19 protein-coding genes, 1 tRNA gene and 1 pseudogene are annotated in these 23517 nt (G+C 69.4%); 10 read left to right on the top strand and 11 right to left on the bottom strand.

From position 1 onward, the window contains the following. Positions 1-3: 3 nt before the first annotated feature. The 4 genes from serS (at position 4) to RWO82_RS07135 (ending at position 3549) form a co-directional block, all read left to right on the top strand. Positions 4-1287, top strand: a complete 1284-nt coding sequence (serS, locus tag RWO82_RS07150) for a serine--tRNA ligase (RefSeq protein WP_314425144.1) — start codon at positions 4-6, stop codon at positions 1285-1287. Continuing rightward, the gene (locus RWO82_RS07145; protein ID WP_314425142.1) at positions 1284-2105 is read left to right on the top strand and encodes an HAD family hydrolase; all 822 of its coding nucleotides are present in this window, start codon (positions 1284-1286) and stop codon (positions 2103-2105) included. The genes serS and RWO82_RS07145 overlap by 4 nt, the downstream gene beginning before the upstream one ends. A 42-nt stretch (positions 2106-2147) precedes the next feature. Beyond that, a tRNA-Ser gene (locus RWO82_RS07140) sits at positions 2148-2232 on the top strand. A gap of 51 nt (positions 2233-2283) precedes the next feature. Continuing rightward, positions 2284-3549 carry an LCP family protein gene (locus tag RWO82_RS07135; protein ID WP_314425140.1) on the top strand — a complete coding sequence of 422 codons (1266 nt, stop codon included), beginning with the start codon at positions 2284-2286 and terminating at the stop codon, positions 3547-3549. Positions 3550-3675: 126 nt separating this feature from the next. Here the strand turns inward: RWO82_RS07135 and RWO82_RS07130 are convergent, their stop codons facing one another. The 5 genes from RWO82_RS07130 to RWO82_RS07110 all read right to left on the bottom strand — a co-directional run bounded on the left by RWO82_RS07130 (position 3676) and on the right by RWO82_RS07110 (position 9031). Continuing rightward, the gene (locus tag RWO82_RS07130) at positions 3676-4782 is read right to left on the bottom strand and encodes a mandelate racemase/muconate lactonizing enzyme family protein (RefSeq protein ID WP_314425138.1); all 1107 of its coding nucleotides are present in this window, start codon (positions 4780-4782) and stop codon (positions 3676-3678) included. Continuing rightward, positions 4779-5678 carry a 5-dehydro-4-deoxyglucarate dehydratase gene (locus tag RWO82_RS07125; RefSeq protein ID WP_314425136.1) on the bottom strand — a complete coding sequence of 300 codons (900 nt, stop codon included), beginning with the start codon at positions 5676-5678 and terminating at the stop codon, positions 4779-4781. The genes RWO82_RS07130 and RWO82_RS07125 overlap by 4 nt, the downstream gene beginning before the upstream one ends. A 10-nt stretch (positions 5679-5688) precedes the next feature. Then, on the bottom strand, positions 5689-6606 hold the full coding sequence (locus RWO82_RS07120) for an NAD(P)-dependent oxidoreductase (protein WP_314425134.1): 918 nt from the start codon (positions 6604-6606) through the stop codon (positions 5689-5691). Further along, positions 6603-7934: a Gfo/Idh/MocA family oxidoreductase gene (locus tag RWO82_RS07115; protein WP_314425132.1), complete on the bottom strand. Its 1332-nt coding sequence runs from the start codon at positions 7932-7934 to the stop codon at positions 6603-6605. The genes RWO82_RS07120 and RWO82_RS07115 overlap by 4 nt, the downstream gene beginning before the upstream one ends. A gap of 101 nt (positions 7935-8035) precedes the next feature. Then, positions 8036-9031, bottom strand: coding sequence for a LacI family DNA-binding transcriptional regulator (locus RWO82_RS07110; RefSeq protein ID WP_314425130.1), 996 nt, complete (start codon positions 9029-9031; stop codon positions 8036-8038). 150 nt (positions 9032-9181) lie between these two features. Here RWO82_RS07110 and RWO82_RS07105 point away from each other — a divergent pair, with 150 nt between their 5' ends. Continuing rightward, positions 9182-10150: a peptidase M24 gene (locus RWO82_RS07105; RefSeq protein WP_314425129.1), complete on the top strand. Its 969-nt coding sequence runs from the start codon at positions 9182-9184 to the stop codon at positions 10148-10150. Between the two features lie 461 nt (positions 10151-10611). On the opposite strand, the gene RWO82_RS07100 is transcribed toward RWO82_RS07105, so the two are convergent. From RWO82_RS07100 to RWO82_RS07075, 6 genes are all read right to left on the bottom strand, one after another. Next, positions 10612-12009: a rhamnulokinase family protein gene (locus tag RWO82_RS07100; RefSeq protein WP_314425127.1), complete on the bottom strand. Its 1398-nt coding sequence runs from the start codon at positions 12007-12009 to the stop codon at positions 10612-10614. Positions 12010-12247: 238 nt separating this feature from the next. Further along, the gene (locus RWO82_RS07095; protein ID WP_314425126.1) at positions 12248-14284 is read right to left on the bottom strand and encodes a bifunctional aldolase/short-chain dehydrogenase; all 2037 of its coding nucleotides are present in this window, start codon (positions 14282-14284) and stop codon (positions 12248-12250) included. Further along, a complete protein-coding gene (locus RWO82_RS07090) occupies positions 14281-15135 on the bottom strand; it encodes an alpha/beta hydrolase (protein WP_314425124.1) in 855 nt (284 codons plus the stop codon). Before RWO82_RS07090 ends, RWO82_RS07095 begins: the two co-directional genes overlap by 4 nt. Positions 15136-15212: 77 nt before the next feature. Next, positions 15213-16379 (bottom strand): L-rhamnose isomerase, encoded by a 1167-nt coding sequence (gene rhaI, locus RWO82_RS07085; RefSeq protein WP_314425122.1) that lies wholly within the window; start codon positions 16377-16379, stop codon positions 15213-15215. Next, the gene (locus RWO82_RS07080; RefSeq protein ID WP_314425120.1) at positions 16376-16768 is read right to left on the bottom strand and encodes an L-rhamnose mutarotase; all 393 of its coding nucleotides are present in this window, start codon (positions 16766-16768) and stop codon (positions 16376-16378) included. Before RWO82_RS07080 ends, rhaI begins: the two co-directional genes overlap by 4 nt. A gap of 98 nt (positions 16769-16866) precedes the next feature. After that, positions 16867-17835, bottom strand: a complete 969-nt coding sequence (locus tag RWO82_RS07075) for a serine hydrolase domain-containing protein (protein WP_314425118.1) — start codon at positions 17833-17835, stop codon at positions 16867-16869. A 68-nt stretch (positions 17836-17903) separates the two neighbouring features. Here RWO82_RS07075 and RWO82_RS07070 point away from each other — a divergent pair, with 68 nt between their 5' ends. The 5 genes and pseudogenes from RWO82_RS07070 to RWO82_RS07050 form a co-directional block, all read left to right on the top strand. Continuing rightward, a complete protein-coding gene (locus RWO82_RS07070; RefSeq protein WP_314425116.1) occupies positions 17904-19679 on the top strand; it encodes an ABC transporter ATP-binding protein in 1776 nt (591 codons plus the stop codon). A 28-nt stretch (positions 19680-19707) separates the two neighbouring features. Beyond that, the gene (locus tag RWO82_RS07065; protein ID WP_314425114.1) at positions 19708-20799 is read left to right on the top strand and encodes a Gfo/Idh/MocA family oxidoreductase; all 1092 of its coding nucleotides are present in this window, start codon (positions 19708-19710) and stop codon (positions 20797-20799) included. Further along, entirely contained in the window at positions 20796-21722 is a 927-nt protein-coding gene (locus RWO82_RS07060) for a hypothetical protein (RefSeq protein ID WP_314425112.1), read from the top strand. The genes RWO82_RS07065 and RWO82_RS07060 overlap by 4 nt, the downstream gene beginning before the upstream one ends. Positions 21723-21883: 161 nt before the next feature. Continuing rightward, complete coding sequence (locus tag RWO82_RS07055; RefSeq protein ID WP_314425110.1) at positions 21884-23179, top strand: extracellular solute-binding protein; 1296 nt, start codon at positions 21884-21886, stop codon at positions 23177-23179. Positions 23180-23246: 67 nt separating this feature from the next. Beyond that, positions 23247-23517 (top strand): annotated as a pseudogene (locus RWO82_RS07050) (ABC transporter permease); the annotation flags it as partial.

Below are 23517 nucleotides of genomic sequence, written 5' to 3'. Positions count from 1 at the left end.
TGGATGATCGACCTCGCACTCCTCCGCGACAATCCGGAGATCGTCCGCCGCTCTCAGGCCGCCCGTGGCAACGACCAGGGCACCGTCGACATCGCACTCGAGGCCGACCGATCGCGCCGGTCCGCGCTCGCCGCGTTCGAGGAGCTCAGGGCTGAGCAGAACGCGTTCGGCAAGCAGGTCGCGAAGGCTCCCAAGGAGGAGAAGGCCGCTCTCGTCGCCCAGGTGAAGGACCTCGCCGAGCGCGTGAAGCAGGCGCAGCAGGCGGCCAATGACGCAGCGGAGAACCTGGCGGCCGCTCTCGCTCGCATCGAGAACGTCGTCGTCGACGGTGTTCCCGCCGGCGGGGAGGCCGACTTCGTCGAGCTGCGCCGCGTGGGGGAGGTGCCTGCGTTCGATTTCGAACCCCGCGATCACCTCGAGCTCGGCGAGATCCTCGGCGCGATCGACATGGAGCGCGGCGCCAAGGTGTCGGGAGCGCGCTTCTACTTCCTGCGCGGCGTCGGAGCGCGCCTCGAGATCGCGCTCATGAACCTCGCACTCGACAAGGCGCTGCAGAACGGATTCGTCCCGCTCATCACGCCGACCCTGGTGCGGCCGGAGATCATGCAGGGGACCGGCTTCCTCGGCGAGCACGCGGACGAGGTCTACCATCTCGACAAGGGCGACGACCTGTACCTCGTGGGCACCAGCGAGGTCGCGCTCGCCGGGTACCACAAGGACGAGATCCTCGACCTCGGCTCCGGCGCCCTGCGCTACGCCGGCTGGTCGACCTGCTACCGCCGCGAGGCCGGGTCCCACGGCAAGGACACCCGGGGCATCATCCGGGTGCATCAGTTCAACAAGCTCGAGATGTTCGTCTACACCGACCCCCAGGATGCCGAGGCGGAGCACCTGCGCCTCGTCGCGCTGCAGGAGGAGATGCTGACCTCGCTCGGTCTCGCGTATCGAGTGATCGACGTCGCCGCGGGCGACCTCGGATCGAGCGCTGCGCGCAAGTACGACATCGAGGCCTGGGTGCCCACGCAGGGCGCGTTCCGCGAACTGACGTCGACGTCGAACTGCACGACCTACCAGGCGCGTCGACTCGACATCCGTCACCGTCCCGAGACGCAGGACGGTCAGGCGGCGAAGACGCAGCCCGTGGCGACCCTGAACGGCACGCTCGCCACCACCCGCTGGATCGTCGCCCTGCTCGAGACGCATCAGCAGGCCGACGGATCGGTGCGCGTGCCCGAGGTGCTGCGCCCGTATCTCGGCGGCCTCGAGGTGCTGGAGCCTGCGGCATGACGGATGCCTGGCTCGTCGGCCTCGATGTCGACGGCACGATCCTTCTGCAGGACGAGACCATGAGCCCCGGCGTGCCCGAGGCCGTCGCGAGACTGCGCGATGCGGGACACGAGGTGACGATCGCGACGGGTCGCAGCTGGATGGCGACGCGACGGTACGTCGAGCAGCTCGAACTGACTGCCGAGTTCGTGGTGTGCTCGAACGGCGCCGTCACCATGCGGCGCGTCGGCGACGAGTGGGAGCGGTGGCACATCGAGACGTTCGATCCCGCACCCGTGCTCGCGCTGCTGCGCGATCGGCTGCCGGACGCCAGGTACATGGTCGAACTCGGTGACGGCAAGCGCCTGTACACCCAGCACCTGGACGACTGGACCCTCGACGGCGGCCGTCAGGTCGACTTCGACGAGCTCTCCGCCGAGCCGGTGTCGCGCATCGTGGTCGTGTCGCCCGGGCACGACGAGGACGACTTCCACCGCCTCGTCGCGGATGCGGGTCTCAACGAGGTCTCCTACGCGATCGGCTGGACCGCCTGGCTCGACATCGCCCCGCAGGGAGTCGACAAGGGGACGGCGCTCGAGCGCGTGCGCACCGAACTCGGCTTCGAGCACGGCCGCGTGCTCGTGGCCGGCGACGGACGCAACGACATCGGGATGTTCGGGTGGGCGCTCGGACTCGACGGACGCGCCGTGGCGATGGGGCAGGCCCCTGACGAGGTCAAGGCCGCGGCGGGCGAGGTGACCGCCGATGTGGATGCGGGCGGCCTGGCGATCGCGCTCGACACGCTTCCAGCAGCCGCCCAGGTCAGCGCGGGAGAATAGAACTCGGCTAGACTCACGGCTTGTCGGCAGATCCGTCTGTCGGGAGGGTTGTCCGAGCGGCCGATGGAGCTGGTCTTGAAAACCAGTGGGCAGAGATGTCTCGTGGGTTCGAATCCCACACCCTCCGCTTCTTGAGCACGGTGTCGCCACACCGCAACGCCGAACCGAAAGGCCCCGCGTGAGTCAGACCACCCGCCGCCGCACCGTCGCCCGCCACGGGCAGCAGAAGACCCCCGGTGCCGTCAGCCAGCTTCTGAAGTTCATCGCGATCGGCCTCGCGGTCGTGCTCGTGAGTGGGTTCGGCGTCGCCGCGTACATCGTGTACGACCTGTCGAGCACCGTGTCGGCCAACGCCGTGGACCTCGACGGACAGGAGGACGTGCCGCCGGACATCAGCGCGTACGAGGGCGGATTCAACCTGCTGCTCACCGGTGTGGACGCCTGCGAAGAGGCCTATGCGCAGTACTTCGGCGACCGGTGCAGCGACGGGGAGTCCGAGGCCACGCTGAACGACGTGAACCTGCTCATGCACGTCTCCGAGGAGCCGCGCCGCATCACGGTCGTGAGCTTTCCTCGCGACATGATGATCCCCATCCCCGAATGCGAGGACGCCGAGGGCAACGTGCACTCGGCCATGAGCAAGCAGCAGCTCAACGTCGCCTACACCGACGGCGGCCTCAACTGCGTCGCGAAGACCATCTCCGATCTCACGGATCAGGACGTGCAGTTCGCGGCATCCGTGACCTTCGGCGGAGTGATCGAGATCACCAACGCCATCGGCGGCGTCGAGGTGTGCCTCGCCTCGCCGATCAAGGACCGCCACACCAGTCTCGACCTGCCCGCGGGCAACCACGTGATCGAGGGCCTCACGGCTCTGCAGTTCCTGCGCACCCGCCACGGTGTCGGCGACGGCAGCGACCTCGGCCGCATCGGCAACCAGCAGCAGTACATGTCGAGCCTGGCGCGCAAGCTCATCAGCGGCGAGACCCTCGGCAACGTGCCGATGATGCTGCGGCTCGCCACGACCGGTCTCGACAACGTCGAGGCCAGCACCTCACTCGCGGATCCGATGAAGATCGTGCAGATCGCCCTCGCGGTGAAGTCGGTTCCCTTCGAGGACATCGTGTTCCTGCAGTACCCGACCTTCACGGACCCGGACAACCCCAACCGAGTGGTGCCCGACAAGGAGTCCGCCGAGGCCATGTGGGACGCGATCAATGCGAACGCGCAGCTGCAGGTCACGCACCAGAACACCGCGAACGACGGCGTGATCCTGCAGGACCCCGAGACGGGTGCTCCCGCCGAGACTCCGACCGAGGGGACTCCCACGGAAGGGGTGCCGGACCCTGCCGCGACCACTCCGGGCGTCGTCGCTCTGCCGGACTCGATCAAGGGCAACTCGGCCGCGCAGCAGACCTGCTCGAACGGTCAGGTCGACGGCTGACCCGGAGTCAGGCGCTCTGCGGAGGGTAGAGCACGTCGAGTACCGCCTCGACGATCGTCGGCATGTCGACGGTGCGGTCGATCATCCATTGCAGGTCGAGATCGAGCGATGGTCGTTCGGGTCAGGTCACGGGCGCGAACGCGCCGTCGCGCCGGTGAGCACGGGGGAGAAGCGGAGGCCGAGACCGAGATGGTCGTTCTCGGTCAGGCTGCCGTCGCGGATCGATACGGGAGACGGGTCCGCGAGAGCGCCGAGTGCGCCGAACCCGGCATCCTCGACGTCCTCGACCAGCACCTCATGCGCCGAGTCGGGCAGTGCGAGTGCGAGCTGCCCCGACAGCTCGGGCAGCAGGTGCGGATGCAGCGCGGCACCGTGCGAGGCGGCGAGCTCGGCGATGCGCAGGAACGGGGTGATGCCGCCGACGCGCACGATGTTGGGCTGCACGATGTGCGCGGCGCCGGCCCGCAGGAAGTCGGCGAATCGATGCACGGTGTGCAGGTTCTCCCCGAGCGCGATCGGCACGTCGATCCGCCGGGCGAGTTCGGCGTGACCGAGGAGATCGTCGGCGCGCAGCGGCTCCTCGATCCAGGCGAGACCGTGGTGCGAGAGGGCGTCGACCGACGTCGTCGCGCGGTCGAGGTCCCAGCGCTGGTTCGCGTCGATCATCAGTTTTCTGTCGGGTCCGAGCAGTTCCCGCACGGCGCCGACGCGGTCGATGTCCTCTGCGAGATCGGGCTTGCCGACCTTGATCTTGACGGCGTCGTAGCCCGCGTCGATCCAGCGCTGCACCTGCGCGAGCAGCTCGTCGAGCGGGTAGTGCAGGTTGACGCCCGAGCCGTACGCGCGCACGCGCTCGCGTTGCCGCCCCACCATCTGCGAGACCGAGACTCCGGCCGAGCGCGCTTCGGCATCCCACAGTGCGAGGTCGAGTCCCGCCAGCGCGATCGTCGTGATCCCGCCGCCGCCCGCTTCGTGCAGGTGCTCCCAGAGGCCCTGCCAGGCCTCGCCGGGTGCTGCGGAGCGGCCGATGCAGGCCGGCCCGATGTCGTGTGCGAGGAGGGCCTGCACGGCGGGCGCGCCGATCTGCGGGCTCCAGGAGAAACCCCATCCTTCCGCGCCGTCGGAACGCACGACGTGAGTGGAGACGATGCCCACCGAGGCCACATCTGCCGCCCACGGGCGCGTCAGCGGCACGCGCTGCAGACGCGTCGTCAGGCTCCGGATGGTCGTCACAGCAGTGCGCGGCCCGCCGCGAGGATCTCGGCCAGACGCGCCTCCTGCTCGGGCGTCGGATCGACGAGAGGTGCGCGCACCGATCCGACCGCGAGTCCCGAGAGACGGAGCCCCGTCTTGATCAGCGAGACGCCGAAACCGGGCGTCTCATCGCGCAGCTCGACGAGAGGTCGATAGAAGCCGTCGAGCAGGGAGAGACGTCGTTCCTCATCGCCGTCGGCGTAGGCGCGGTAGTAGGCGTTGGCGATGTCGGGCGCCATCGCGAACGCCGCCGACGAGTAGAGCGGCACGCCGATGCCGCGGTACGCGGCCTGCGTGAGCTCGGCCGTGAGCAGGCCGTTGAAGAACGCGACGTCGGAGCGTCCCTCCGCGGCGACGGCGCGGACGATCAGCTGCGTCGTGCCGATGTCGCCCGTGCCGTCCTTGACACCGACGACGCGGGGGTTCGCGACGAGTCGACGCACGGTGTCGACCGAGTACTGGGCGCTGCCCCGGTGATAGATGATCACCGGAAGATCGGCCGCCTCGGCGATCTGTTCGACGTAGGCAGCGAGACCCTGCTGCGGACCGCCGACGAGGTAGGGCGGCAGCACGAGCAGACCGTCGGCGCCGGCATCCGCCGCTGCCCGTGCGACCTCGATCGCGTGTCCGAGCGGCCCGCCGGCACCGGCGATCACGGGTACCCGACCTGCCACCGCGGTCACGGCGGTGCGGACGACCGCCGCCGCCTCGCTCGCGGAGAGCGCGTGGAACTCGCCCGTGCCGCACGCGGGGAACACGCCGCCCGCACCGGCCTCGACGCCCGTGGCGACGTGGGCGGCGAGCATGTCGTGATCGATCGTGCCGTCGGAGGTGAACGGGGTCACCGGGAAGAAGAGGATTCCATCGAAGTCCATGTCGAGCCTTTCAGGAGGCGGATGCCGGGGCCTGCGCGGTCACGAGTTCCTCGCGCCAGGTGCGAGTGGGACGCCATCCGAGCAGTCGAGCGGCCTTGGCGGAGGAGAACGCCGGCGCGCGACCGATCAGCGCCGCGGCGGCGTGCACGGTGCCGGGATGGAACTGCGGGAGCAGCTCGCTCAACGGGCGACGGGCGAGCGCGTCGTCGGCGCCGACGAAGAAGACCTCGCCGTTGGGGATGTCGTCGAGTGCGGCCAGCAGAGTGCCGACGAAGCTCGCCACGTCGCGGGCGTCGACGTAGTTGAAGAGCGCCGGGGCCGACAGCGCCGGATCGTCGAGGCGCTCCCGCACGGTGTGGCCCTGCTGAGTGGGAGCACCCGCCCATTCTTCGGGAGCGATGACGTAGCAGGGGCGGAACGAGGCGAAGCGCACATCATCGCCGGTCTGGCGCCGCAGCATCGCGACGGTCTGCTCGATCAGGAGCTTCGACAGGGCATAGGCGTTCCACGGCTGCGTGGGCGAGTCCTCATCGAGCGGGAGCCGATCCGGGATCCAGCCGCGAGGAGCGCCATAGCCGATCACGGTCGGGCTCGACGCCGCGACGATCCGAGGGATGCCGGCGTGCACCGCGCCGCCGAGCACCGACTGCGCGAGCGCCGCATTCGTGCGCAGGATGACGTCTTCCGGAGCGGAGAACGGCACGGCGATCGCGGCGAGGTGGATGAGCGCATCCGCGTGCGTGCCCCCGAGCGCCGAGGCCGTGGCATCCGCATCCGTGAGGTCGAGCGAGAGCTGCGTGATCGCAGGGTGCGCGAGATGCTCATCGGGCGCGCGGTCGATCGAGACGAGCTCGTGGCCCGCCTCGGCCAGACCCGTCACCAAGGACCGGCCGAGGCGACCGGACCCGCCGGTGACGGCGATCCTCATCGGCTCGATTCCAGGAGCGCGATGCCGAGGTCCTCGACCTTCACCGGCATCCCCGACTCGAGTGAGCGGTTGCCGGCGATGCCCACCGCGATCGAGCGGATGCCGTCGGTCCAGTCCGCAGGGCGTGCGAGCGGATCGTCGCCCGGTCCCTCGAAGACGTCGGACAGGAGCAGGGCGTCGCCGCCGCCGTGGCCTCCGTCGCCGCTGGTGATCGGCACCTCGTAGGCCTCCTCCCAGTGGCGCTGCACGAGGATGCGCTCGCCTTCGGGGCGCAGCGTGGTGATGCCGTCGCCCCCCGACAGGCTCGGGTCGATGTGCGGGTGCAGTCCTTCGCCGGCCAGCACGGCACCGCGCTCGACGACCTCGAGTTCGACGCGGCCGAGTGTGCCGTTGATCGCGACGCGGTATCCCTCCCAGGGGGAGTGCGCATTCAGCGAGTACGACAGCGTGGCGCCCGAGGCGTAGTCGACCACGAGCGCGAGGTTGTCCTCGATCGTGATGCCCTCGCTGAACACGTCGAGATCGCGCAGATAGCCGTCGTGCTGCTCGGCCTCGAGGTACAGCGCGGTCAGGCGCTCATCGGTGCGCAGGTCCAGTTCGAACAGATCGCCCCCGTCGTGGGTGCCGCGCGCGGGCCTCTCGCCCAGGCCACGGCTCGCCGCGTTCTCGGCGCCGTAGAAGCGCAGTCCCCCCGAGGCGAAGACGCGCGTGGGCTGCGAGCGGATCCACCAGTTGACGAGATCGAAGTGATGGCTCGACTTGTGCACCAGCAGGCCGCCCGAGTTCTTCTTGTCGCGGTGCCAGCGGCGGAAATAGTCGGCGCCGTGATTCGTGTCGAGCATCCACTGGAAGTCGACCGAGGTGACCTGCCCGATCGTGCCGTCCTGGACGATTCGGCGCAGCGCGCTGTTGCGCGGGGAGTAGCGGTAGTTGAATGTCAGCACGACCTGGCGGCCGGTGCGCTCGACCGCCTCTTCGATGCGCGCGGCGCTCGCCGCATCGATCGTCAGGGGCTTCTCGACGACGACATCGGCGCCCGCCTCGAGAGAACGCACGATGAGCTCGGCGTGCAGGTCGTCCCGGGAGCAGATGATCACCCGGTCGACCCGCTCATCGCGGATGACCTGCTCGAGCTCGTCGGGGGCGGCGAGTCGGAGTGCGGGTGCGCCCGCGTCGGCCACGCGTGCGGCGTGAAATGCCGCGCGCACCGGATTGGGCTCGACGATCGCGACCAGTTCGGCACGATCCCGATGTGCGCCGGTGATCGCATCGACATACATCTGGGCGCGGACTCCGGCACCGGCGAGGGCATAACGCAGACGGGACATCGAACTCTCCGACTCTCAGGAAACGTTTTCTCACCGTAGCATCACACGGGGCCGACCGGAAGCCGTGTCCGCGACGTGTGCTCGGGCCGCGCGTACGACGCTCAGCTCGCGACGGGGCCCGTGCTCGCCCGGACGACGAGGGCGGGCGTCACCGTCGCAGCCATCACGGGTTCACCGCCGGTGAGAAGAGCGTGCATCGCGTCCCAGGCGCGTCGACCGAGGTCGGCGGCCGGCACCGCCGCTGTCGTGAGAGGGGGTGTGGTGTAGGCGGCGAAAGGGATGTCGTCGAAGCCGGCGATGGAGAGATCCTCGGGAACGCGCACGCCCCGGGTGGTCACCGCCGACAGGAGGCCCATGGCGACGAGGTCGTTGAACGCCAGCACGGCGGTCGCACCGCTCGCGATGACCGCCTCTGCCGCGGCCGCGCCGCTGTCGAAGCGGACGCCCGCAGCGATCTCGATGAACTCGATGTCGCCCTCCGCCGCGGCGTCCGCGATCGCGCGCGCGCGAGCCTCGCCGGACGCGCTGCCGACGACTCCGGAGAGGAACACGATCCGACGGTGGCCGAGGTCACGCAGATGTGCGATCAGCTCGCGCATCGCGGCGCCGTAGTCGGCGGCGACCGTGGGGACGTCGACCTGGGGGAGACGGTTGATCACGACGGCGGGAGCGACCGAGGGCAGAAGCGCCGACAGCTCGCTCTGCGGCAGGCGCGGGGCGCACAGGATCACTCCGTCGGTGCGGCGTCGGGTCGTGGTAGCGAGCGCGACCTCGTCGGCGACCTGTTCGGCGGTGTCGGAGATGAGCACATGGAACCCGTCGGTCGCGGCGGCGCGGCTCAGGCCGTGGAGGATCGCCTGGAACGTGGGGTTGGCGAGGTCGGGGATCATGACCGAGACGGTCTGCGTCCGACCGAGCACGAGGCTGCGGGCGAGGGGGTTCGCCGAATAGCCGAGCTCGGCAGCAGCGGCACGGACGCGTTCGACCAGGGCGGGGTCCACCGTCGGGTTGCCGTTCATGGCGCGCGAGACGGTCGAGAGAGAGACCCCGGCGAGCCTCGCGACGTCGGTGATGCCTGCTCGGCTGGAGCGTGCCATCCGGGTCCCCTCTACCGCGATCCGCGGCGGATGTGATCATAGGTGAGAAAACGTTTGCTAGGAGTTCTCATGGTCGGGTCGTCTAAGGATCGTATCGAGAAGCGCGAGAGAGTCGACCGAGTGCGTCGCGCCGCGGGGGCGCCGATCCTGATGACATCTCACGAATCCGTGTCGTGGTACCTCGACGGAGTGCGCACGCACGTGTCACTGGCGGGTCCACCGGTTCTCGCAGTGCGGGCCGACGCCGTCGGGGACACGCTGTTCATCGCGGACAACGAGGCGGACCGACTGATCGCGGAGGAGCTCCTCTCGGAGGACGCAGATCGCATCGTGCGCGTTCCCTGGTGGATCCCGCCTGCCGTCGCGGCCGCGGAGGATCCGGGTTCGGCATCCGCCGTCGCCGAGGCGGCTGTGGCCGGGGAGCTCCGCGCGGCACGAGCGCGGATGCTGCCCGCCGAGATCTCGCGCTATCGCTCGCTCGGACGCGATCTCGCGCGTTCGCTGACGGATTCGCTGGCCGTCGGCATGGGGCCGGAGCGGAGCGAGTGGGAGGCGGCATCGTCGACCGCCGCGGGACTCGTCTCACGGGGCATCGACCCGCTCGTCGTCCTGGTGACAGGTCAGGGGAGGGTCTCGTATCGGCATCCTCTGCCCACGGCCGCTCTGCTCGGCGAGCGGGCCATGATCGTGGTGTGCGGACGCAGAGACGGGCTCATCGCCAACGCCACGCGATGGATCGGCGCCGGCATCGACGAGGAACCGATCCTCGCCGTGGAGCACGCCTTCCTGAGCGCGTCGGTGCCCGGTGCGCGACTCGACGAGGCCTTCGCGGCCGGATGCTCCGCCTACGGACGGTTCGGATTCGCGGGCGACGAATGGCGGCGGCACCACCAGGGCGGCCCGACCGGATACGCCGGGCGGGACCCGCGGGCCACCGCCTCGACGGGCGATCTGCTCGTCGAGAACCAGGTGTTCGCCTGGAACCCGTCTGCTCCCGGAGCCAAGGTGGAGGACACGATGCTTCGCACCTCGGAGGGCTGGGAGGTCCTCACGGTCGACGATCGCTGGCCGTCGGTCGAGTACGGACGGCTGCGGCGGCCGATCACGCGCGGATATTGAGCCGTCGCCCAGGCCCCGGTGCCGCCTGCGCCGATCTCACGTGCATGCTCATCTGGATGCCCGCGTGCGTACTCACCTGCATGCCCACGTGCGTACTCATCTGCATGCCCACGTGCGTACTCACCTGCATGCTCAGATCACGGATGCATGCCGAGAAAAGGTGTTCTGGGCCTGCAGCTGTGATTCGGGCATGCGGATGTCGGGGCTTCGACTCCGACGCCCCCTTCCTGAGCGCTTCCGTGTTCGGGTGTGGCCGGGGTTCGCCGCATCCGCGTCCGCGTCCGCGTCCGCGTCCGCAGCCGCGTCCGCATCCGCATCCGTCCCCGTCCGCGCCCCCGTCCTCCGGCCCGGATGCATGCTCAGGCCACGGATGCATGCTCAGAAAGGGTGTTCTCGGCATGCATCCGTGATCTGAGCAGTCAGGTGTGCGGACGGGGGCGCAGGGCGAACCGGACGGAGGGTCAGCGCGGGTCGAACCGCTCGGGTTCGTGGGTCGCGGCGACGAGGGCTCGCAACCCCTCGAGCGTCTCGGGCGCCGCGCCGAGGGCTCGAGCCTGAACCAGAACGTTGCCGAGAGCGGTCGCCTCGACGGGACCTGCCAGCACGGGAAGACCGGTGCGATCGGCGGTCGCCTGGCAGAGCAGACGATTCAGCGAGCCGCCACCCACGAGATGGATGCGGTCGAGCTCGCGGCCTGACAGCTCGGACGCCGTCTGCACCGCATCCGCGAACGCCTTCGCGATCGACTCCACGATCGAGCGGGTGAACGCGGGGCGTGTCGAAGGGGCCTCGGGGCCGAGCAGCTCCGCAATGCGTGCAGGCATGTTCCCGGGGGCGCTGAGCGAGGGATCATTCGCGTCGAAGAGCGGCACGTCTCCAGTCACCGCGGAGTCCGCCGCGAGAAGATCCGGCAGATCGATCGTCGATCCGTCTTCGACCTCCCACGCCCGCACGGTCTCGCTCAGCAGCCAGAGCCCCGTGACGTTGTGCAGGAAGCGATACCGCCCGTCGACGCCCCGCTCGTGGGTGAAGTTCGCCGCGCGTGCGGCATCGGTCAGAACCGGCTCCGTCAGCTCGATGCCGACCAGACCCCACGTGCCGCACGAGATGTAGGCCGAGTGCGGGGTCGACAGAGGTGCCGCGACCACCGCGGATGCCGTGTCGTGCGAGCCGACGGCGATCACGGGCAGCTCCTTGCCGATTCGTTCGGCCAGCTCGGGGCGCACCATGCCGATCATCGCGCCGGGGTCGACGAGCGCCGGCAGGACGCTCGACGGGATGCCGAGGCGGTCGGCGAGCTCGACATCCCACCTACCGGACTCGACGCCGAGCAGGCCCGTCGTCGAGGCGTTCGTGCGCTCGGCCACCGCCTGACCGGTGAGCAGGAACGCGATGAGGTCGGGGATCAGCAGCGCGGTGTCGGCATCGGCGATGCGGGTATCGACGCGGTACTGGTAGAGCGTGTTGAACGGCAGGAACTGCAGGCCGTTGCGGCCGTACAGCTCGGCGAAGGGCGCGACCGCGTGCACCTCGTCGACCCCGCGCGTCGTGCGACCGTCACGATAGTGGAACGGCTCGGCGAGCAGCACCCCGTCTTTCACCAGGCCGTAGTCGACGGCCCACGAGTCGATGCCGATGCTCTCGATGCGCGGCTCCCGACGCACGGCTTCGGCGAGCCCGGAGACGACGTGCTCGTACAGCGCGTCGAAGTCCCAGTGCAGACCGTCTTCGCGCTCGACGGGCCCGTTCGGAAACCGCGAGACGAGCTCCAGGCCGAGCCGGCCGTCACCGATGCGTCCGATCATGACGCGACCGCTGGTCGCTCCGAGGTCGACGGCGGCGACCGCCCGGACGGTCATGAGGCGCTCCGGGTGGTGTGGTCCGTCGTGGGGAGGTCAGCGCGTTTCGTCTCGCTGCGCTCGCTCAACGACCGGTGGGGGAGGCCAGTGCGTTTCGTGTCGCTGCGCTCGCTCAACGACCGGGGGGGGCGGGCGCGGCGTGTCGTCTCGCTGCGCTTGCTCGACGACCGGTGGGCCCCGGTCGTTGAGCGAGCCCGGCGCAGCCGAGCGAGACGAAACGCGGTGAGGGCCCTGACGCTCATCGCAGGAAGGCCGCGGCGACGCCGGAGTCCACCGGGATGTGCAGGCCCGTGGTGCGACTGAGCTCGGGTCCGGTGAGCACGTACACGGCATCCGCCACGTTCTCGGGCACGACCTCGCGCTTGAGGATCGTGCGGTTGGCGTAGAACTGGCCGAGGTCCTCTTCGGCCACGCCATACGTCGCGGCGCGGTTGGCGCCCCAGCCCGACGCGAAGATCCCCGAGCCGCGCACGACGCCGTCGGGGTTGATGCCGTTGACGCGGATGCCGTGTTCGCCGAGCTCGACCGCGAGCAGCCGCACCTGGTGCGCCTGATCGGCCTTGGTCGCGGAGTAGGCGATGTTGTTCGGCCCGGCGAAGACCGAGTTCTTCGACGAGATGTAGACGATGTCTCCGCCGAGCTTCTGGTCGATCAAGACGCGGGCCGCAGCCTTCGACACGAGGAACGATCCCTTGGCCATGACGTCGTGCTGCAGGTCCCAGTCCTTCTCGGTGGTCTCGAGCAGCGGCTTCGACAGCGAGAGCCCGGCGTTGTTGACGACGAGGTCGACACCGCCGAACGCGAGCACGGCGTCGTTCAGCGCGGCCTGGATCGCCTCCGCGTCGGCGACGTTCGCCGCGACGCCGATCGCGACATCGGTGTTCCCGAGCTCGGCCGCTGCGGCCTGCGCCTTCTCGAGGTCGAGGTCGGCGATCACGACACACGCTCCCTCAGCCGCGAGACGGGTGGCGATGGCCTTGCCGATGCCGGATGCCGCACCGGTCACGAAGGCGATGCGCCCCTGGTGGGACTTCGGCTTCGGCATGCGCTGCAGCTTGGCCTCTTCGAGCGCCCAGTACTCGATGCGGAACTTCTCGGCGTCGGAGATGGGGGAGTACGTCGACAGCGCCTCGGCGCCACGCATCACGTTGATCGCGTTGACGTAGAACTCGCCGGCGACGCGGGCGGTCTGCTTGTTCGCGCCGTACGAGAACATGCCCACGCCGGGTACGAGCACGATGAGAGGGTCGGCGCCGCGGATCGCGGGCGACTCGCTCGTCGCGTGCGCGTCGTAGTACGCCTGGTAATCGGCGCGGTACGCCGTGTGCAGCTCGTGCAGGCGCGCGATCTGCTCGTCGACCGTGGCCGTGACGGGCAGGTCGAGGATCAGCGGCTTGACCTTGGTGCGCAGGAAGTGGTCGGGGCAGCTGGTGCCCAGAGCTGCAAGCTCCGGAGCGCGCTCGGAGGCGAGGAAGTCGAGCACGATGTCAGAGTCGGTGAAGTGGCCGACCATCGGCTTGTCGGTCGACGCGATGCCGCGGACGGTCCCGGCGAGGGCGGCGGCGCGCTCGCGGCGCTCGGCCTCGGGGAGCGACTCGAAGCCGGCACGGACACCGCCGAACGGGTCGGTCTTGCCGTGGGCCTCGATGTAGGAGGCGGCCGTGTCGATGATCCACAGCGAGTTCGCCTCGGCCTCCTCCGACGTGTCTCCCCACGCCGTGATGCCGTGGCCGCCGAGGATGCAGCCGATCGCCTGAGGGTTCTGCGCCTTGATCTCGGCGATGTCGAGTCCGAGCTGGAAGCCGGGCCGACGCCACGGCACCCAGACGACTCTGTCGCCGAAGATCTTCGGGGTCAGCGCTTCTCCGTCGGCGGCGGTCGCGATCGCGATGCCCGAGTCGGGGTGCAGGTGGTCGACGTGCGCGGCATCGACGAGGCCGTGCATCGCGGTGTCGATCGACGGGGCCGCCCCGCCCTTGCCGTGCAGGCAGTAGTCGAACGCGGCGACCATCTCATCTTCTCGATCCACTCCCGGATACACGTCGACGAGAGCGCGCGTGCGGTCGAGTCGCAGCACCGCCAGCCCCTGCTCGGTCAGCGTCCCGAGGTCTCCTCCCGAGCCCTTGACCCAGAGCAGCTCGACCGGCTGCCCGGTGACCGGGTCGATCTCGGTGCCCTTCGCCGAGGTGTTGCCACCCGCGTAGTTGGTGTTCCTGGGGTCGGCGCCCAGGCGGTTCGACCGCTCGAGGAGGGCGGCGGCGGTGGGGTTGGTCATGGCTGTTCCTTGTGCTCGGGAGACGTGGCGAGGATGCGGGCGGCGAAGCGATCGATCGATGCTGTCGCGGCCGGGAGTTCGGGACGGTTGAGATGGCCGTGGCGGGTGCCGGGCTCGGTGGAGATGTCGAGATCGACACCGGCGGCTCGCAGTGCGGCGCCGAAGGCCTCACCCGAGACGCGCAGCTCGTCGACCTCGTCGTTGATCATGATCGTGGCGGGGAAGTGCGAGAGCTGGGCGGGGGATGCCGTGCCGGGCACGGCGTAGACGTCCCCGCCCTCCGCGCGCCCTCCCAGATAGTTCTCGTACATGACGCGCACAGAGTCGGGGCCGAAGGTGTCGGCCTCGGGGTCGGCGTCGAGCGCGGCGCGCAGCGCGGCATCCGGCGTGCCCTGCACAGCGTGCAGGGTCGGATAGGCGAGCACGGCGAGCGAGGGGAAGGGGCCGGGCCCATGACTCAGCCGGAGAGCTGCACCTGCCGCGAGGTTTCCGCCGGCGCTGGCTCCACCGAGGGCCCACGGACCCTGTGCGAGCCCGGAGTCGATCGCCCAGCGGAACGCCGCTTCGACCTCGTCGGAGGCGACGGGGTAGTGCACGCCGTCTCGCTCGGGCGCGCCGGACGCCGCAGCCCACACTCGGGGAAACGGTGCGAGCGCATAGTCGACAGACACCACGGCGATGCCTCGGTCTGCGAAGCTCTGCGCGACCCAGTCGGCTTCGGGCATGTCGATCTCGCCCGCGGCGAATCCGCCGCCGTGCACCCACACGAGTCCGGGCCCCGCGGGGCTCTCCGGCTCGTACACCCGCACGCGCAGTGGGCCATGCGGCCCGTCGAGCACCTGGTCTCTCACAGCGTCATCCGTTCTGTCGATGGGACGTCGGGATGCGGGGATCGGCTCCCGCACCCCGACGAGTCAGGGGTGCGCGGTCAGGCGCCCCAGCCGGCCTGCACGCCCCCGACGCGCTCGGCGGCGATCTTCTGCTGATACCCCGACTCGGCGTAGGCCTTCATGGGGTCGGCGGCCAGTCCGCGCGATTCGCGCCACTCGGCGAGAGCGGGCCGCACGTCGGTGTAGAACGCGTCCATGAACACGGCGTTCGCAGCGAGCACGTCGCCCGACCTCTGCGCTGCCGCCAGCGCGTCGCGGTCGACGAGGAGCGCGCGGGCCGTCATCTCCTGCACGTTGAGCACCGAGCGGATCTGCCCGGGGATCTTGTCCTCGACGTTGTGGCACTGATCGAGCATGAACGCCACGTCGGGGTTGTTCAGGCCGCCGCCGCGGACGACCTCGAACAGGATGCGGAACAGCTGGAACGGGTCGGCCGCGCCGACGATCAGGTCGTCGTCGGCGTAGAAGCGCGAATTGAAGTCGAAGGAGCCGAGCTTGCCGAGGCGCAGCAGCTGCATGACGATGAACTCGATGTTGGTGCCCGGCGCGTGGTGGCCGGTGTCGAGGCACACCATGGCCTTGTCTCCGAGGGACGAGACCTGGGCGTAGGACGTACCCCAGTCGGGGACGTCGGTGTGATAGAACGCCGGCTCGAAGAACTTGTACTCCAGCACGAGGCGCTGGTCGTCGCCGAGGCGCGCGTAGATGGTCTGCAGCGACTCCTGCAGGCGGTCCTGACGGCCGCGCATGTCGGCCTGGCCCGGGTAGTTCGAGCCCTCGGCGAGCCAGATCTTCAGGTCGCGGCTGCCCGTGGCATCCATCACATCGATGCAGGCGAGGTGGTGATCGATCGCCTTCTGGCGGATCGCCTTGTCTTCGTGCGTCAGGGCGCCGAACTTGTAGTCGTCGTCCTGGAACGTGTTGGAGTTGATCGTGCCCAGGGTGACTCCGAGGTCTTCCGCGTGCGTGCGCAGGTCGGAGAACGAGTCGACGAGGTCCCACGGGATGTGCAGCGCGACGCTGGGCGCCAGAGCCGTGTACTTGTGCACCTGCGCGGCGTCCGCGATCTTCTCCCACGGGTCGCGGGGGGTGCCGGGCGTGCCGAACACCTTGAAGCGGGTGCCGGAGTTGCCGAACGCCCAGCTGGGGAGCTCGATGCCCTGCTGCTCGAGAGCGGCGAGGTTGTCGGACGAGAGGATGCTCATGAGGTGCTGCCTTCGATGTCGGTGCGGTCGTGCGTGTCGGATGCTGCGGGCTCGTCGGCATCGGCGAGCTGGTCTTCGAGATGGAACACCTCGGTGAGGGGTGCGGCTGCTTGGTCGGGGCGGCCGTCGAGGCCGACGAAGAAGCGACTCATCTCGGCCTCCCAGCGCGCGGCGATGGGTGAGGCGGCGAGATATGCCTGCGCCGCGGCATCGTCGTCGACCTCGTAGTAGCCGATCAGAGTGCCGCCCTCGGCGAGGAAGAGCGAGTAGTTGCGTCGACCGGATGCTGCGATCTCGGCGAGCATCTCGGGCCATACGGGCGAGTGGCGCTCGATGTACTCGTCGAGATCCTCGGGGCGCACCTGCAGCCGGAAGCAGACTCGGGTCATGGGTTGTCTCTCTTCATTGAGCGTTGAATCGTTTCACTCGACCCGCTCAACATTAGGCAGGGCGAGTCGGTCTGTCAAGCGACGCGGCCTCGGCGGCGTCAGAGCCCGGTCACGATCGCGTTGTCGAGCTCGTCGGCGTCGACACCGGGCCGCACGGCGGCGTTCGTCAGCAGCACCCAGGCCACGCCGGCCGTGGGGTGCACCCAGAACTCCGTGCCCGCCCATCCGCCGTGACCGTAGGCGTCCCGGTCGATGAGCCCGGGTGCGCGAGTGCGCAGGTTGATCGTGAACCCCCAGTCCTGGCCGCGTTCGGCGGGGTAGGGGTCGAGTCGCGGGATGTCTCCGGTCAGCGGACGTCGCATCATCGACAGCCCGGCCGGTGACAGAACGCCGCCGGTGCCGTCTCCGCGGTCGATGCGCAGCAGCTCGGTGCCCAGGTGCAGCAGATCCTCCGCTCGACCCAGGAGGCCTGCGCCCGGTGCTCGGGTGGCGTGGAAGCGTTCGAGGTCGAGCCCGCCGGCCGCTGCGTCGGGTACGCCCACCGACCGCGTGGTGTCGAGCGTCAGGCCGTCCGCGCCGATGCCGTGCGCCCAGGCGAGGGTCCCCTCATCCCAGGTCGCGCCCGTGGCCCGTTCGATCATGGCGGCGATGCCCTCGAACGCGATCGTCGAGTACCGCGATGCAGTGCCGGCCGCGAAGTCCCTCCCTCGCGTGAGGAGCTCCCGGCGAAGCGGCACCGCGGTGTCGAGCGGTGGCTCCGAGATGCCCGCGGTGTGCGAGGCGAGATGCCACAGCCGCACCGTGTCGTCGCGATCGGCGCCGAACTCGGGGAGCGCATCGGTGAGGGGTGTGTGCGGGGTGAGGAGACCGCGTTCGATCGCTCGTGCCGCAGTGATCCCCGTGAGCATCTTCGTGATCGAGAACAGCGGGTAGACGGCGTCGGTCGCCGCCCCGAAGCCCTCGAGATCGACGATGCCGTCCGCCGTCGCCATGCCGAGCACCGCGGTGGGCAGGCCGTCGTTCTGCACGTGGCGACGAGCCCAGTCGAATGCTGAGTGGAAGGTCATGGGGGTGCTCCCGGCCGATTCGGGTCGCCGTGCTTTCCGGCGACAGTTCGTGACTCTACGATAGGACCATGGCACAGAAAGCGCTTTCCCATCCGGCCGCGCTCATCGACGGGCAGCATCCGGTCCGTTCCGTGCTGCGCCTGGTGGCCCGCCGTCCGTGGAGACTCACCTTCGCGATCACCGCTTTCGCGATCAAGGAGATCCCGATGTGGTCCCTGCCGGTCATCACGGCGGCGATCATCGACGTCGTGGCGACCGATGGCGAGGTGAGCGAGGTGCTGTGGTGGTTCGCGCTCGCCGCGGTGCTGCTGCTGCAGAACTACCCGAACCACATCATCTACACCCGCAACTTCATGACCGTGGTGCGCGACCTCGGCGCCGACCTGCGCAACGCGCTGACCGCGCGGCTCCAGAGCCTGTCGATCGGATACCACACGCGGGTCAGCTCGTCGATCGTGCAGACCAAGGTCGTGCGCGATGTCGAGAACGTCGAGCTCATGCTGCAGCAGGTCACCCACCCGCTCCTGTCGTCGACCATGGTCATGATCGGCGCCCTCGCCATGACGGCCATCACCGTGCCGCAGTTCCTCCCCGTCTACGCGCTGGCCGTGCCCATCGCGATCGGCATCCGCTACGGCATGCGCAACCGCTCCCAGCGGCGCAACGAGATCTTCCGTCGCGAGATCGAGACGCTGTCGGCCCGCGTCGGCGAGATGGCGTCGCTGATCCCCGTGACCCGGGCCCACGGACTCGAAGAGACGGCCATCACCCGCGTCGCGGGCGGCGCCGACGGAGTGCGTCGCGCCGGGCTCGATCTCGATCTGCTGAACGGGCGGGTCGCCTCGATCTCGTGGGTGGCGATGCAGCTGCTCGGCGTCGCGTGCCTCATGCTGGCCGCGGTGTGCGCGCTCACGGGATTCCTCCCCATCACGCCCGGCGAGGTCGTGATGCTCTCGAGCTACTTCACACTGCTGACCGGAGGGCTCACGCAGCTGCTCATGCTCATCCCCGTCGGGGCTCGTGGCCTCGAGTCCGTGCGTTCGATCGCGGAGGTGCTGCAGGAGCCCGACATCGAGCAGAACTCCGGCAAGCGCATCGTGACGCGCGTCCGCGGAGAGATCGTGCTCGACTCCGCGACGCATCGATATGCGGAGGCCGACGACGACGCCCTGGTCGGTATCGACCTGCGCATCGCCCCCGGCGAGACCGTCGCCTTCGTGGGCTCCTCGGGCTCGGGCAAGTCGACGCTCCTGAATCTCGTGCTCGGGTTCGTCCGGCCCTCCCGTGGCCGCATCCTGCTCGACGGTGCCGACATGCAGGAGCTCGACCTTCGGACCGTGCGGCGGTCGATCTCGGTCGTGCCGCAGGACTCGGTGCTGTTCGAGGGCTCCGTGTTCGACAACGTGGCCTACGGCATGCCCGACGTCACCCCCGAACGCGTCGAGCGGGCTCTGCGCGACGCCAATGCCTGGGAGTTCGTGAGCGAGCAGCCCGAGGGGTGGCACACGGTCGTCGGCGAGAGAGGAGCGCGGTTGTCGGGCGGCCAGCGCCAGAGGTTGGCGATCGCCCGCGCGCTCGTGCGCGACCCGCGGATCCTGTTGCTCGACGAGGCGACCAGCGCGCTCGACCCCGAATCGGAGGGCCTCGTGAAAGAGGCGCTGGAACGGCTCATGCGGGGCCGGACCACGCTCGTGGTCGCGCATCGACTGTCGACGATCCGGCAGGCCGATCGCATCGTCGTGCTCGAGCACGGGCGCATCGTCGAGCAGGGCTCGCACGACGAGCTGCTGGCCGCCGACGGGCGATACGCTCGGCTGCACCTGGTGCAGAACGGACTGAGATGACCCCCACTCACCGTCCTGAGGAGGACCGATGACATCGAACACGACCCTTCGCGTCGCCCTGGTGGGCACCGGCGCCGTGGCCACCGCGCACGCACGCGCGGTGGCGGCGTATCCGCGCGCCGAACTCGCCGCCGTGGCCGACCTCAGCAGGGAGAAGGCCGAGGAGTTCGCCGACCGGTACGGCATCCGTGCCGCCTACAGCGGCCTCGACGAGATGCTCGCGGTCGAGCACCCCGACGTCGTGCTCATCTGCACCCCGCCGGCGCCGCACCGCGAGCAGTCGCTCGCCGCGTTCGCTGCAGGTGCCCATGTCGTCGTCGAGAAGCCGCCGGCCCCGTCGCTGCGCGAACTCGACGAGATGCGCGCCGCTGCGGCAGCGGCAGGCAGGCAGCTCGCGGTCGTGTTCCAGCAGCGCACCGGCACGGCGGCCGCACACGTGCGCGGCCTGCTGCAGAGCGGGGCGCTCGGCCGCCCGCTCGTCGCCGTGTGCCAGACGCTGTGGTTCCGCGATGCCGACTACTTCGCGGTGCCGTGGCGCGGCAAGTGGGCGACCGAGGGGGGAGGGACGACCCTCGGTCACGGCATCCACCAGATCGATCTGCTCGCGCACCTGCTGGGCGACTGGTCGTCGGTGCAGGGTCGGCTGTGGCGCCTCGATCGCGAGACCGAGACGGAGGATGTGTCGACCGCCACGATCGTGTTCGAGCAGGGCGTGGTCGCCCAGGTCGTCACGAGCGCGGTGTCGCCGCGAGAGACGAGCTCGATCCGCATCGACACGCAGAAGGCGACGATCACGGTCGACCACGTCTACGGGCATGGTCACGAGAACTGGCGGATCACGCCGGCCCCCGGCTTCGAGGCCGAGGCCCCGGAGTGGGCGCTGCCGGACGCCGAGGAGCGCAGCGACCATGAGCCTCTGCTGCGTGATGTGTTCGATTCCCTTCTCTCGGGCGAGCCGCTTCCGCCCACCGCCGATGCTCCGGCCCGCTCTCTCGAGATCGTGGCGGCGATCTACGCCTCAGCGGCTGCGGGCGGTGCCGAGGTGACGCCCGAGGCGCTCGCGGCGCATCCCACGCATCGCGACGGCTTCGAGAGTCCTGTCGCAGATCTGCGCCGATGATCGAGCTGTACCGGGATGCGGTCTACGACGGTGCGACGGATCCCCGCGTCGTGATCGACCGCGGTGGTCGGTGGTGGATGTTCTACACGCAACGGCGCGCGAGTGCGGCCGACCCCGGTCCTGGGGTCGCGTGGGTCCACGGCAGCCGGATAGGCGTGGCCACCTCGGACGACGGCGAGAGCTGGCGCTACGACGGGACCCTCGAGCCGACGGCGTCCGGTCTGGTGCTCGAGGAGGGCCCGCCTCCCGCCGCTGTGGATCGCACCCACTGGGCCCCGGAGGTCATCTGGGACGGCTCGCTCTGGCGCATGTACCTCACCGAGATCGACGGAGTCCCCGACCGGTGGCCCGGATTCGCGCGCGACATCGTCGAGTACGACTCGCCTGATCTGCGTCGGTGGACGCGGCGCGGTCCGCTGCGGCTGAGCAGCGACAGAGTGATCGACGCGGCCGTCGCACGCACCTCGGACGGGGTCTGGAGACTCTGGTACAAGGACGAGGCCGCGGACTCGGTGACGATGGTCGCGTCGTCGCCCGACCTGCAGGAGTGGAGCCTCGACGGCGTCGCGATCGGAGGGCGGCCCCACGAGGGGCCCACAGTGTTCGAGCGGGGCGGCTTCTGGTGGATGATCGTCGACGAGTGGCGGGGGATGGGGGTGTACCGCTCAGACGACGGCGCCCGCTGGACCCGCCAGGGTGGAGAGGACGCGGTGATCCTCGCCACGACTCCGGGAGGCGGGTGCGGCAGCCACGGGGCGCACGTGCAGCACGCGGGCGAGCTCTGGTACTACTTCTTCGGCCCGGCCGTCGGCGCGCCGCCGCATCCGCTCACCGGTGAGTCGCGTCGGTCGGCGATCTACCGGGTGGGCCTCGGCGTCGAGGCGGGCGAACTGGTCGTGAGAGGATCGCAGTCGGTGCGGTGATCGATGCGACAACCGCGCGATTCAGCGGTTGCGAAACGTTTCAATTTGCATTAGCGTGCAGGTAAGCGTTTTCCCTGCGCCAGGGGGAACCTACCCGCAGCACATGGACACTGACGTTCCGCGGCCCTGCCGGACGAGGACGTTCATCAGAGAGGACAACGATGTTCAGCAAGAAACGTCTCGCGGCCGCAGCGGCCGTCGCCAGCAGCGCCGCGCTGGTACTCGCCGGCTGTGCCGGCGGCGGAACTCCTGAGGGCGGCGCCACCTACGACCCCGATGAGAAGGTCACTCTCGACCTGGCGTTCTGGGGCAACGACGTCCGCGCCGATCTCTACAACCAGGCCATCGACGCCTTCAACGAGGAATACCCGAACATCACGGTGAACGCGACCTTCCTCGGATTCCCCGAGTTCTGGGAGAAGCGTCAGACTGAGGCTGCGGGAGGCGGACTCCCCGACGTCATGCAGTTCGACTACTCGTACCTGCGTCAGTATTCCGAGAACGGGCTGCTGCTCGACCTCGAGCCGTACCTCGGATCCGTCATCGAGACCGACCCGCTCCCCGAGAACATCCTCAGCATCGGCGTGGTCGACGACACGACCTACGGCATCGCGACCTCCACCAACGCGTGGGGCCTCTTCACGAACCCGGCGCTGCTCGAGACGGCAGGCGTCGAGGAGTTCGCCGGCGGCGACTGGGCAGACTACTCCGACTGGGTCTCCGAGGTCACCGATGCGAGCGGCGGCGCGTTCTGGGGCGGATCCGACTTCTCGGGCCGTATCCAGAACCTCGAGCTGCAGCTGCGCAGCGAGGGCAAGAACCTCTTCGACGAGGACGGCACCCCCGGATTCGACGAGGAGCGGCTCAAGGAGTTCTGGGAGTCCGGAGCGGACCTCCGCGACGGAGCGGGCGTGCCCCAGCAGGTCGTCGAGGAGCTGAACCCCCTCGGTGCGTTCGACTCCGCGAAGACCGCCAGTGAGCTCACGTGGGACAACTTCGGTGCGGGCTACCTCGCCAACCTCGGCGAGAGCTACACCGAGCTCGGCCTCGTGGCCCCGCCCGTGACGGAGGAGGGCGCGAAGGACCTCTACCTGAAGCCGTCGATGCTGCACACGATCTCGGCCAAGACCGAGCACCCCGAGGCTGCGGCGACGCTCGTCAACTTCCTGGTCAACTCGCCCGAGTCCGGCGAGATCTTCGGCACCAACCGCGGCCTCCCCGCCTCCGAGACCGCTCTCGAAGCTGCGGAGCTCGACCCGCTGAGCCAGCAGGTCAAGGACTACGAGGAGTCCATCGCCGACCGCCTCGGCGACGCACCTCCCGTGCCGATCGTCGGCTACGGCACCCTCGAGGAGAAGTTCCGCGTGCTGGGCACCGAACTGAACTTCGGCACCACGACCGTCGATGACGCCGTGGAGCAGTTCTTCGCCGAGATGGACGTCGTCCTCAACCAGTGATTCCGTGGGTGGGCCGGGTGATGACCGCCCGGCCCACCGCACCCCACCCACTTCGGAAGGAGCTGTCATGAGCACGACGGCGACGAGGACGATCGTCACGGACGAGAAGTCCGGACGAGGGCGAACGCTGCGCAGCGGCCGACGCCCCGAGAAGGAACTGGCACGGCCCGGTCAGCGCGCACGTCTGCGCCGCGAGACCGCGACCGGGTATGCGTTCCTCACCCCCTGGCTCATCGGCTTCTTCGGCCTGACCGCTGTGCCGATGATCTACTCCCTGTACCTCTCCTTCACGAAGTACAACATCTTCCAGCCGCCCAAGTGGATCGGCCTCGACAACT

This window comes from uncultured Microbacterium sp., from assembly GCF_963521645.1.
GTDB lineage: Bacteria > Actinomycetota > Actinomycetes > Actinomycetales > Microbacteriaceae > Microbacterium.
Note: the sequence above shows the minus strand (reverse complement) of the source record. Positions and strands in the feature narration are given on the sequence as shown.